The organism is Polaribacter sp. SA4-12, assembly GCF_002163675.1.
In the GTDB taxonomy this organism is placed as follows: Bacteria; Bacteroidota; Bacteroidia; order Flavobacteriales; family Flavobacteriaceae; genus Polaribacter.
This window is the reverse complement of sequence record NZ_CP019334.1, coordinates 207,067-219,044: the sequence shown is the minus strand read 5'-3', so window position 1 is coordinate 219,044 and position 11,978 is coordinate 207,067. Positions and strand designations below refer to the sequence as shown.

The following is an 11,978-nucleotide window of genomic DNA, read 5'->3' as shown; positions in this document are numbered from 1 at the left end:
ATTTAAATAGTTTTTGCAAAATAATCAGTTACTAATTGAGCATAAGTTCTAGGGTGTTCATTAAAATAACTGCTTTTATAATTAGATACAATATTATTAATAAATGATGTTGGAGGTGTAAATCCCGATTTTTCTCTATTAAGTACATAAACAGGTAAAACACCTTTTAAACTATCTTTTAAAATTTGCTTTGGTTGTTGATTTCTAAACTTATATTCTAAAGGCAATGTATCTACAAATTTAATTAATTCAATATCAGCAAAGGGACTTCTAACTTCAATTGAATTTGCCATAGCTAATTTATCTGCTAAAAAATAACAGTTATTTGTTAACCAAGCGTAATTTAAATAATAATAAACTTTATCAATATAATCCTTATAATCTACCCTATGCCAATCATTTCTATCTAAAGGTAAACTTTGTTCAAAAGCGCTTTTTTCTAATTCATCAAATAATGGGTAATCATTTCTAATATTAATTTTATTTAACGGGTTGTCAATTTTTGAAACCAACAACTTAAATATTTGGTATATATAATGTTTTGATATTACCTTTTTACTCCGCAAAGGCATTTTGTTTTTTTGAGTGTTAGTCCAATCCAAACCTAAAGCAAAATCATTGTGTGATTTATATCCGTAAAACAATTCATCTCCTCCATTACCACTTAGTAAAACTGTAAATCCTAACTCTTTTGCTTTTTTATATATTTCCCATTGAGCAAACATTGCAACATCACCATTTGGCTCATCTAGTATAGACATAATTTTAGTGAATTTACCATTAAAATTATTTTCGTCTAATTCAATTTCATTCCATTTAAAACCTTTTAAATTACTAAATTTTTTTGCTTCTCTTCTTTCATCTACCTCATGATTCCCTTTATATCCTGCCGAAAGTACACTAACATCTTCTTTAAATTCTTTAGTAATAGCTGCAATTGCTGAAGAATCAATCCCTGCACTTAATAAAATTCCCACAGGAACTTCACTTTGCAACCTTTTTTCAACAGCTTTATATAATAATCTTTTTATTTCTAAACAAGCCTCTTCATAACTACCCCCAAAAGTTGGATTGATATTTCGTTTAAAATACCTTTTTACATCAATATTATAACCTTTGTCAACTGAAATTGTAGCATAACTCGCATAAGGTAATTTTAAAATATCATTAACATAAGTTGTATTTGGAGATATAGAATAAGAAAATTTTTGGGTTTGTCTTAAAACTTCTAAATTTAATGACGGATTTTTTAAGAAATATTTTTTTATAACTTTAACTTCCGATGAAAAAATAATACCCTCATCTGTTTTTGCATAATAAAGCGGTTTTTTTCCAGCAATATCTCTACCTACAATTAGTTTCTCTTTATTTATATCATATAAACAATAAGCAAACATTCCTTCAAGTTTATCATTAAAATTCTCTGGATACTCTTCATATAAATGTAAAATAACCTCAGAATCTGTTTCAGATGAAAAGTGGTGTCCTTTTCCAATTAAATCAGACTTTAATTCTTTGTAATTATATATTTCACCATTACATACAAGGACTAAACTTTTATCTTCATTAAATAATGGCTGATGTCCATTATCAACGCCAATAATAGATAGTCTTACTTGACCCAAGGCCATTTTATTATTGTACCAAACATCTTGTTCATTTGGCCCTCGATAAATCATATCTGCATTACAAGATTTTAATCTACTAATTATAGAATTGTTTATTTTTTGATATGAAAAAAAGGCATTAATTCCACACATTATATATTTAGTTTTATAGTATGAATTAGTTGGTTTCTACTGTTAAAAAATTTTCGGGTATTATATTTTCTGGTATCTCAGTATTTACTTTAAACCCGAACCAATATTTTGGAGCATAAATTATTTTATTTTTTTTATTATTTAAATAAGCAGCCCACCAAGAAAACGAACTGTTTGCAATTATAGCTATTTCTGCATTCAAAATTATTTGAAAATCAATTATTGCTTCATTTTTTAAAAAAAAATAGTTTACTCTTTCTTTAAAATAATCTTTAACAAAATTAATATCGTCACTAATACAAACTACTTTGTATTCTTCTAAATTATTTATTAAACTTAAACAATTATCATAATAAGACATTGGAAGTGTTAAGTTTTTCCCACCAACATGATCACCTCCAAAATTAACATAATCGGTTCTTCTAATATGCATTACAATAATTTTATCTGATTCATTAAAAATTGAATAATATTTTTCTCTATATTTTTTTTTCCATTCTTTTTTTATTTTGAATTTATTTTGAATTACTTTTTTCGAGTTCACAAAGTAACCTTCAGATTGAAAAAAACCTTTATAACATTTATTATTATTCAACTCTATACTTCCTTCATTATTTTGAAGGATATATTGAAATAGAAATACTTTAGCAACAATAAAACGATAAAACCTAAAAATGAATTTATTATAACATAATCTAGTTAAAAAATCTAATTTAAAAAATTTAATTAATTCAAACTTTTCTTTGGGCATTATTAAAAAAAACGTTTTAAACTTTTTTGAGGTGTTTACAGCGAATGCATATTGAAACATTTGATTTCCCATTCTACCCCAGAGATCAACTTTTATCATTCTTTATGTAATGTTTACTTTATGATCAGTTGCAAATATTCCAAATCCTTTAGGCATTACTCTTCCTGAATTAAAATAATCTCCTGATTGCACATCAAAACAAACTGCATTTTCAATCCAATCAGCTTCATCTTCATTTATTTTACAATAAATTGACAAAATATATTTACCCTGTAATAAATTAAGCTTAGGTATTAAAATTGTAAAGAATTCATTTTTTGAATTTATAATACATTCCTTTTTATCTGAAAAAGTAGTTAATTGAGTTAAAAAAACTTCGTTTTCATTATAAATATTTACATCAAATCTTGCTTTATAAACTTTATCCTCTGATAAATAATTGTCAAAAACACATTTTATATTTAAAGGTATACCTGATGAAATATGGTCCAGTTTTTCATTTTTCTTATTTAAAAACTCCACGCTTTTAAATTTTACTTTTCCTGTCCCTTTTCTATCAACCCTATTTTTTAAATCTATTTCAAATATTTTCTTTTCAACGGTTAAATACTTGTCTACAGCTTCTTTCACATCTCCATCAAAAGTTACAATTCCATTTTCTAAATTAATGCATCTAGTACAAAGGTTCTTTACAGCTGTCATATTATGGCTCACAAACAAAACTGTTCTTCCTTCGCCTTTAGATATATCTTGCATTTTACCAATTGCTTTCTTTTGGAATTCAGCGTCACCAACTGCTAATACTTCATCGATTATTAAAATATCTGGTTCTAAAAAAGCTGCCACAGCAAACGCTAAACGAACTGTCATACCACTCGAATATCTTTTTACAGGTGTATCAATATATCGCTCACAACCAGAAAACTCAATAATTTCATCATATTTATCGCTAATCTCAGCCTTCGTCATTCCTAGAATAGCTCCATTTAAATAAACATTTTCTTTTCCTGTAAGTTCTGGATGAAAACCTGTTCCTACTTCTAATAAAGATGCTATTCTTCCATTAAATTTTATACTCCCAGTTGTTGGAGAGGTTATTTTTGATAAAATTTTTAATAAAGTAGATTTTCCTGCACCATTTTTACCAATTACACCTAAAACTTCTCCTTTATTTACTTCAAAATCAATGTTTTTTAAAGCCCAAACATAATCTGATTCACCTTTTGTACTTCTGTCATTTGCATCTCCTATCTTTAAAAAAGGATCTTCTTTTCCTTTTAATTGATACCACCAACGTTTTAAATCGTCTTTAATAGTCCCAGTTCCAACTAACCCTAATCGGTATTGTTTACTTACATTTTCTACTTTTAATATGACTTCGCTCATTATACTGTATCTATAAAACTTTTTTCTGCTTTATTAAAAATAACAATTCCAAAAAACATGGTTATTACTGTTATTACCAATGTGTAAAAAAACATAGTACTATTGAATGCACCTGTATTTAATAAAAGATTCCTTACAGTTTCAATTACAACTGCTAAAGGATTATATTTAATGATCCAAACATACTCTGGTAATTTTTCAGCAAAATATGTCACAGGATACATTACAGCTGAAATATACATTAGTAATTGTAATCCAAATTCTACTAATATTTTTAAATCTCTATATTTAGTTACCATTGAAGATATTATCATACCTAACCCTAAACCTAACATTCCCATTATTAAGACCATTACAGGAAACAAAATTGTATATCTATTTAAGCTAATATCAGCATCCTTATAATAATAATAATAACAATAAAAAACACTAAAAATAAATAACTGAATTCCAAAACGAACTAGATTAGAAATCACAATTGAAATTGGAACTATTATTCTCGGAAAATACACTTTACCAAAAATACCCGCATTTGCATTAAATGTATTTGAAGTTGCTGAAAAACAAGATTTAAAATAATTCCAAATCGTTATACCAGCTAAATTGAATAAAAACGGAGGCACGCTTCCTGTAGAAATATTAGCTACATTATTAAAAATTAATGTGAAAATTACTGAGGTAAATAAAGGCTGAATTAAATACCAAAGTGGTCCAAGAATAGTTTGTTTATATACAGTTACTACATCTCGTTTCACAAAAAGCATCAACAAATCTCTATATTGCCAAACCTCTTTTAAATTTAAGTCAAATAAATTATTTTTAGGCGTTATTTCAAAAAGCCACTTTTCTTTGTTCATTTATAAATATTACTAAGTTAAACAAATATAAATTATTTTAATAGAATTCATATCATTTTTCGTCGAATCACGCTATTTTTACGTTGAATAAAATCAATATTATGAACAAGCAACTTATAGAATGTGTTCCAAACATTAGTGAAGGAAGAGATTTACAGAAAATAAATGCAATTGCAAATATTGTAAAGACTGTTGAAGGTGTAAAATTATTAGATATCGACCCCGGTAAAGCGACTAACAGAACTGTAATTACATTTGTTGGTGAGCCAGAAAATGTAATTAAAGCCGCTTTTTTATTGATAAAAAAAGCTTCAGAATTAATTGATATGAGTAAACAAACCGGTGAACATCCTCGTTTTGGAGCAACAGATGTTTGTCCTCTTGTGCCAATTGCAAATATTTCTATGGAAGAAACTGCAAAATACGCACATCAATTAGGAAAAAGAGTTGGAGAAGAATTAGGCATTTCTGGTTATTTCTATGAAAACGCAGCAACTTCTGATGATAGAAAAAACCTAGCAACAGTTCGTTCTGGAGAATATGAGGGATTGAAAGAAAAGCTATCAAACCCAAATTTTAAACCAGACTTTGGTCCAACAGAATTTAACCAACAAATAGTTTCTTCTGGTGTTACTGCAATTTCTGCTCGTGATTTCTTAATTGCATATAACGTAAATTTAAATTCAACTTCTACACGACGCGCAAATGCAGTTGCTTTTGATATTCGTGAAAACGGAAGAGCAAAATTAGTTGATGGAAAAAAAGTACTCGATAAAAATGGAGAACCAGAAAGAATTCCTGGAAAATTAAAAGCGGTAAAAGGAATTGGGTGGTTTATAGACGAATATGGAATTGCACAAATTTCATACAACCTAACAAACATTACCATAACTTCTATGCACGAAGCTTTTTATGAAACTGATTTGGCAGCTACAAAACGTGGTTTAAGAGTTACAGGTTCAGAATTAGTTGGTTTAGTTCCGTTACAAGCAATGTTAGATGCAGCAGATTTTTATCTAATAAAGCAACAACGTTCTTTAGGAATTAGTGATAACGAGAAGATAAAAATCGCAATTAAATCGCTTGGTTTAGATGATTTAAAGCCATTTAATCCGCAAGAAAGAATCATAGAATATGTGATGAATTCCGATTCAGAAAAAAAGCTAATCGACTTTACTGTTAAAGATTTTGCAGAAGAAACTGCATCAGAATCTATGGCTCCTGGAGGTGGAAGTATTGCTGCTTACGTTGGTGCTTTGGGCGTTTCTCTAGGTACAATGGTTGCAAATCTTTCTGCACATAAAGCGGGTTGGGACTCTAAATGGGAATATTTTTCTAACTGGGCAGAAAAAGGTCAAAAATATAAAAATGACTTATTGTTTTTAGTTGATGAAGATACCAATGCTTTTAATAAAATTATTGATGGTTTTAGAATGCCAAAATCTAATAACGAAGAAATTGAAGCTAGAAAATTAGCAATTGAAAACGCTACCAAATACGCAACAGAAATTCCTTTTAAAGTGATGGAAACTGCTTATAATTCTATTGAAGTAATGTTAGAAATGATGAAAAACGGATTGCAAAATTCGCTTTCAGATGGTGGAGTTGGTGTTTTATGTGCAAAAACTGCGGTAACTGGTGCATATTTTAATGTACGTATCAACGCAAAAGATATTAAAGACAAAGAATTTGCGAAAGACATTTTAGCAAAGTCAGAAGATATTTATCAAAAAACAATCGTTTTAGAAAATGAAATGATGGAAATTATTAATTCTAAAATTTAATTTATTTTGGCATTTCTTTATTCCCCTAATACAGAAAAAGTTTTAGGGGAATAAAGTCAGGCTTTCCACTATATCTTTTTATAGTTGTGTCATTGCGAAGTTTACTTTTTTGTTAACTGTGGCAATCTCATAATTAATAAACAGATTGCTTCGTTCATAGCAATGACGCTTGTTTAAAAAGACTATAAAAAGGTTAAGAATATCATCAGTTATTCGAATGGATTCAATCCTTAATGCAACCTATCTACTATGGATAAAGAAAATTTAGAAATTATAGCATATCAACCAGAATTTGCAGCTGACTTTTACAACCTAAATGTTGAATGGTTAGAAAAATATTTTTATGTAGAAACTTATGATAAAAAGGTTTTAAGTAATCCACAGAAATATGTTATTGATCCCGGTGGTTTTATCTTTTTCGCAAAATATAACAATGAAATTGTTGGAGTTGTATCACTCATCAACCAAAAAACATTTTTTGAATTGAGTAAAATGGCAGTTTCGCCTAAATATCAAGGGTTAAAAATTGGTCAGAAATTAATGTATTACTGTCTCGAGTTTGCAAGAAATCAAGAATGGAAAAGCATCACATTATATTCTCACAGAAAACTAGTCCCTGCTATTAACTTATATAAAAAAATAGGATTTAAAGAAGTTGTTTTAGAGGAAAACTCACGTTATGAGCGATCAGATATTAAAATGTTGTTAGAGTTATAAATAGGTTTCGACTGCGCTCAACCAGACATACTTAAATTAAAAAACATCAAACAACTTCAGAATTAAAGAAAACTTTGAATTGCCAATTCATATCCTTTTAATCCAAAACCAAATAAAACACCTTTTGCTGCTGGAGCAATAAAACTGTGATGCCTAAACTCTTCACGAGCATGTACATTTGAAATATGTAATTCTACTACTGGAGTAGTTATTCCTTTTACAGCATCTCCAATACCTACAGAAGTATGAGTATAAGCTGCTGCATTTAAAATAATTCCATCATAATCAAAACCAACTTCATGTAATTTATCTATAATTTCACCTTCTATGTTAGATTGAAAATAAGATAATTCTACATCCTTAAATTTAAGCTGAAGTTCACTAAAAAACTCTTCAAAGGTTTTAGAACCGTAAATTTCTGGTTCTCTTTTTCCTAATAAATTTAAATTGGGCCCGTTTATAATAATTAGTTTCATTTAGCTAAAATAGGACAAAAAAAAAACGGAAGCAAAAATGCTTCCGTTTTTATATTCTTTAAATTTTCTAAATTAGAATCTATATCCTAATCCTGCTTGAAAAGTGTTCATTTTTATTGAAACTCCAGAAGGAGCATCTTCTAATCTATTTGTTAAACCAAATGCATACCTTGAACTAATATAAAAATTCTCACTAATATCATATCCTGCTCCAATCGCTAAACCTAAACCAAAAACATTAGCGTCTTCAGAATCCGATACTATAAAATCTAATTGAGGTCCTGCTTGTAAACTAAATTCATCCGAGACATAATACTTTGCCAATATTGGTAAAACTATTAAATCAATAGATACACCATCTTGAGATGCACTTGCATATTGTAATTCAGTTTGCAAGTTTAAAGTTTCAGAAAGTGTAAACTCTCCTGAAACACCAACATAAAAACCATTGATATCAACAGATATTGAATTTCCTTCCGCACTTAATTTTTGGCTTAAATTGTGATAACCTGCAACAGCTCCAAACTTAGCATCTTGTGCATTCAAATTTCCTAATCCTAATAATGCCACTACAGCAATAAATAATACTTTTTTCATAACTTTTTTTTAATAATTTATATAATCAAATATAAGGAAAACGCCCCCATAGATTTACATTCAAACAATATTTTATGCAGTTTATTTTAATTCTTTATAAACAGATCGTATAAAAAAAATAGTTTATTCTGTTTTAATATATTTACACCATGAAATGGCAAAATGCAATTAGAGATTTTCAATTATTTTTAAAAATAGAAAGAGGTTTATCTCAGAACACAATTGATAGTTATACTAGAGACTTAGAAAAACTTATACTTTATCTTGAGGATCATAAAGTCATCTATTCCCCTACTACAATTGATGAAGATACTGTGCAACAATTTATTTATGATGTTGCTAAAAAAGTCAATCCTAGAAGTCAGGCTAGAATAATTTCTGGTTTAAGAAGTTTTTTTGATTACTTAATTTTTGAAGATTATAGAACAACTAATCCAACTGACTTAATTGAAGCTCCAAAAATTGGAAGAAAATTACCAGATACATTGTCTGAAGATGAAATTAACGAGCTTATCTCATCTATAGATTTAAGTCATCCACAAGGAGAAAGAAACAGAACAATTTTAGAAACTATGTATAGTTGTGGTTTGCGTGTTAGTGAACTCATTACCTTAAAAATTTCTGATTTATTTTTTGATGAAGGTTTTATACGTGTTATTGGAAAAGGAAATAAACAACGTTTTGTACCAATTCATTACAATGCACAGAAATATATTTCAAGCTACATAAAAGACATTAGAGTTCACTTAACTCCACAAAAAGGTTTTGAAGACACTGTTTTTTTAAATAGACGCGGAAAAGGATTAACGAGACAAATGATTTTTATAATCCTTAAAGATTTAGCAATTAAAATAGAGCTGACTAAAAAAATAAGTCCACATACATTAAGACACTCTTTTGCAACACACTTATTAAAAAATGGTGCTGATTTAAGAGCAATTCAACAAATGCTAGGACATGAGAGTATAACAACTACAGAAGTTTATGTTCATCTAGATAAAAGCTATTTAAAGGAGATTGTAGAAACCTTTCATCCTAGAAAATAATTCCTAATCTAATTTTAAAGCAATTGGCTAATAAATAAGTTTAGCCCTGATTACAGCGGCATCCTTTTTTATTTTTCATAAAAAAGATATAGCGGAAAGCAGGAAATAGCTTCATAAAAAAAATCCCTACTTATAAAAGTAAGGATTTTAATTTAATATGTTTCTTCCTTTTGGAAGATTAAGAGAACTTCTTATTTAGCTACGTTAACAGCTCTAGTTTCTCTAATTACCGTCACTTTTACTTGACCTGGATATGTCATATCATTCTGTATTTTTTGAGAAATACTAAAAGATAATTCAGCAGCTTTTGTGTCATTTACCTTACCACTTTCTACCATTACACGTAATTCACGTCCTGCTTGAATAGCGTATGCTTTTTGAACACCTGGAAAACCGAATGCGATATCTTCTAAGTCTTTTAAACGTTGAATATAAGAATCTAAAACTTGACGTCTTGCTCCTGGTCTTGCTCCCGAAATAGCATCACAAACTTGAACTATTGGAGAAATTAAACTTTTCATTTCAATTTCATCATGGTGAGCTCCAATTGCATTACAAACATCTGGTTTTTCACCATATTTCTCAGCCCATTGCATACCTAACAATGCGTGAGGAAGTTCACTTTCTGTATCTGGCACTTTACCAATATCGTGTAATAAACCTGCACGTTTTGCAACCTTAGAGTTTAAGCCCATTTCTGCAGCCATAATACCACAAAGATTTGCAACTTCACGCGAGTGTTGTAATAAATTCTGTCCGTAAGAAGAACGATATTTCATTCTACCAACAGCTTTAATTAATTCTGGGTGTAAACCGTGAATTCCTAAATCTATAACAGTTCTTTTACCAACTTCAATAATTTCTTGTGTAATTTGTTTTTCTGTTTTACTTACAACTTCTTCAATTCTTGCTGGGTGAATTCTTCCATCAGTAACTAATTTATGTAAAGATAAACGTGCAACTTCTCTTCTAATAGGATCGAAACAAGAAAGTATAATTGCATCTGGAGTATCATCTACAATAATTTCTACACCAGTAGCAGCTTCAATTGCTCTAATATTTCTACCTTCTCTACCAATAATTCTTCCTTTAACATCATCAGATTCTAAGTTAAATACAGAAACACAGTTTTCTACTGCTTGCTCTACACCTACTCTTTGTATCGTTCCTAAAACTATTTTTCTAGCTTCTTGTTCTGCTGTTAACTTCGCTTCTTCTACAGAAGTTTGTACAAAAGCCATAGCTTCAGATTTAGCTTCATCTTTTAGAGATGTTACCAATTCTACTTTAGCTTCATCTGCAGATAAACCAGAAATTTGCTCTAGCATGTCTACATTACGCTTGTGCATTACTTCTAATTCACTTTCTTTATTTTCAACAAAGTCTAACTTTTTATTAAAATCGTTTTCCTTTTGCTCTAAAGACTTGTTAAGTCGTTTGTTTTTATCAACTTCAGAAGCTACTTGAGATTCTCTATCTCTAATACGTTTTTCAACATCAGAAATCTTTTTTTCTCTACTAAGAATCACTTTTTCATGCTCAGACTTAAGTTCAATAAACTTTTCTTTAGCTTGTAGTATTTTATCTTTTTTAACAGCTTCAGCATCTATTTTAGCTACTTTTAAAATCGTAGCTGCTTCACTTTTAGTACTGTTAAGTAATTTCTTTCCTTTTGCTTTTTCCATAGCTTTAGCTATTAGAAATCCAACTGCAATACCTATAATTGCTGCCAATATTGGCAGTATCATTCCATCCATAATTTAAATTTAGTATATAAAAAAAGCCTACATTAGTTTGGTTTTTTAAACTCCAAATATGGTACTTATAGGACTAACTAACTATTCAAGGATCCACTTGTTACTAAAATAAATTTAGTAACTATGGCTTACTTTTGCAGTTAAGACTCATCCTTCATAATTGAATCGTGTTGAGTTTAATAAACAATTTACTAACGTAGGCAGTGTGTTGTTAATGTATATTTTAAAGAACTTATTTTAAATGAGAATCAACCAAATTAGTTAACTCTTTTATTTTATTTACGACTTCTTTACTTGTAGAATCTTTTTCTATTGATGAAATTTCTGCTTTTGAAGCAAATTGCAATGCACACATAGCTAAAACATCTTGTTTGTCACTAACTGCATAGTTTTCTTCATAATTAGAAATTAATTTATTAATAGCATTTGCGGCTTTTCTCATACCTTCTTCCTCTTTAGTATTATTAACACTTAAAGGATAGGTTCTACCTGCTATAACAACATTAATTTTAAGTTTTTCCACAATTTAAAGAACTTTATTCATGTAACTGAATAATACATTTATCGATTTCTCGAATTAAAGTATTTATTTTGAGTTTCGTATCTCTTGTATTTGTACTACTGCCATCTATAGTTTTTGCAATTTTAAGCAAATCATATTGCCTTTTTTGTTCTACTAATAATTGCTCTCTTTCTAAGAGTTGATGTTGTAATTTTGTTGTACTATGAAGCAATATTTCATTTTCATTCTTTAAAAATTCATAATTAGAAATTAAACTTTCTAACTTATCTTCCAGTAAATGAATTGCTTCTATTGTATTACTCATCTAACTATTTAGAATAATCT

At 28.8% G+C, this 11,978-nt stretch carries 12 protein-coding genes; 3 read left to right on the top strand and 9 right to left on the bottom strand.

Features of this window, described 5'->3' with window-relative positions; genetic code table 11:
• Positions 1–2: 2 nt before the first annotated feature.
• Genes asnB through BTO07_RS00945 form a run of 4 tightly spaced genes read right to left on the bottom strand, consistent with a single transcriptional unit; the run spans position 3 to position 4,754 of the window.
• Positions 3–1,760: an asparagine synthase (glutamine-hydrolyzing) gene (gene asnB / locus BTO07_RS00960; RefSeq protein ID WP_087519440.1), complete on the bottom strand. Its 1,758-nt coding sequence runs from the start codon at positions 1,758–1,760 to the stop codon at positions 3–5.
• A gap of 25 nt (positions 1,761–1,785) precedes the next feature.
• The gene (locus BTO07_RS00955) at positions 1,786–2,610 is read right to left on the bottom strand and encodes an alpha-1,2-fucosyltransferase (protein WP_087519439.1); all 825 of its coding nucleotides are present in this window, start codon (positions 2,608–2,610) and stop codon (positions 1,786–1,788) included.
• Between the two features lie 3 nt (positions 2,611–2,613).
• Positions 2,614–3,897, bottom strand: coding sequence for an ABC transporter ATP-binding protein (locus BTO07_RS00950; RefSeq protein ID WP_087519438.1), 1,284 nt, complete (start codon positions 3,895–3,897; stop codon positions 2,614–2,616).
• Positions 3,897–4,754 carry an ABC transporter permease gene (locus tag BTO07_RS00945; RefSeq protein WP_087519437.1) on the bottom strand — a complete coding sequence of 286 codons (858 nt, stop codon included), beginning with the start codon at positions 4,752–4,754 and terminating at the stop codon, positions 3,897–3,899. Before BTO07_RS00945 ends, BTO07_RS00950 begins: the two co-directional genes overlap by 1 nt.
• 101 nt (positions 4,755–4,855) lie before the next feature.
• On the opposite strand from BTO07_RS00945, the gene ftcD reads away from it, so the two are divergent.
• Together ftcD and BTO07_RS00935 are read left to right on the top strand one after the other, a co-directional pair.
• The gene (gene ftcD, locus BTO07_RS00940) at positions 4,856–6,538 is read left to right on the top strand and encodes a glutamate formimidoyltransferase (RefSeq protein ID WP_087519436.1); all 1,683 of its coding nucleotides are present in this window, start codon (positions 4,856–4,858) and stop codon (positions 6,536–6,538) included.
• Positions 6,539–6,787: 249 nt separating this feature from the next.
• Positions 6,788–7,255, top strand: coding sequence for a GNAT family N-acetyltransferase (locus BTO07_RS00935; RefSeq protein ID WP_087519435.1), 468 nt, complete (start codon positions 6,788–6,790; stop codon positions 7,253–7,255).
• Positions 7,256–7,317: 62 nt separating this feature from the next.
• Here the strand turns inward: BTO07_RS00935 and aroQ are convergent, their stop codons facing one another.
• Together aroQ and BTO07_RS00925 are read right to left on the bottom strand one after the other, a co-directional pair.
• The gene (gene aroQ, locus BTO07_RS00930; RefSeq protein ID WP_087519434.1) at positions 7,318–7,731 is read right to left on the bottom strand and encodes a type II 3-dehydroquinate dehydratase; all 414 of its coding nucleotides are present in this window, start codon (positions 7,729–7,731) and stop codon (positions 7,318–7,320) included.
• Between the two features lie 72 nt (positions 7,732–7,803).
• Positions 7,804–8,328: a porin family protein gene (locus BTO07_RS00925; RefSeq protein ID WP_087519433.1), complete on the bottom strand. Its 525-nt coding sequence runs from the start codon at positions 8,326–8,328 to the stop codon at positions 7,804–7,806.
• Positions 8,329–8,477: 149 nt separating this feature from the next.
• Between BTO07_RS00925 and xerD the strand changes: the two genes are divergently transcribed.
• Positions 8,478–9,374 (top strand): site-specific tyrosine recombinase XerD, encoded by an 897-nt coding sequence (gene xerD / locus BTO07_RS00920; protein ID WP_087519432.1) that lies wholly within the window; start codon positions 8,478–8,480, stop codon positions 9,372–9,374.
• Positions 9,375–9,565: 191 nt separating this feature from the next.
• Here xerD and rny read toward each other — a convergent pair whose 3' ends face one another.
• From rny to BTO07_RS00905, 3 genes are all read right to left on the bottom strand, one after another.
• Entirely contained in the window at positions 9,566–11,131 is a 1,566-nt protein-coding gene (gene rny, locus BTO07_RS00915; protein ID WP_087519431.1) for a ribonuclease Y, read from the bottom strand.
• Positions 11,132–11,363: 232 nt separating this feature from the next.
• Positions 11,364–11,654, bottom strand: coding sequence for a cell division protein ZapA (locus BTO07_RS00910; protein WP_087519430.1), 291 nt, complete (start codon positions 11,652–11,654; stop codon positions 11,364–11,366).
• 13 nt (positions 11,655–11,667) lie between these two features.
• On the bottom strand, positions 11,668–11,958 hold the full coding sequence (locus tag BTO07_RS00905) for a hypothetical protein (RefSeq protein WP_087519429.1): 291 nt from the start codon (positions 11,956–11,958) through the stop codon (positions 11,668–11,670).
• Positions 11,959–11,978 lie beyond the last annotated feature (20 nt).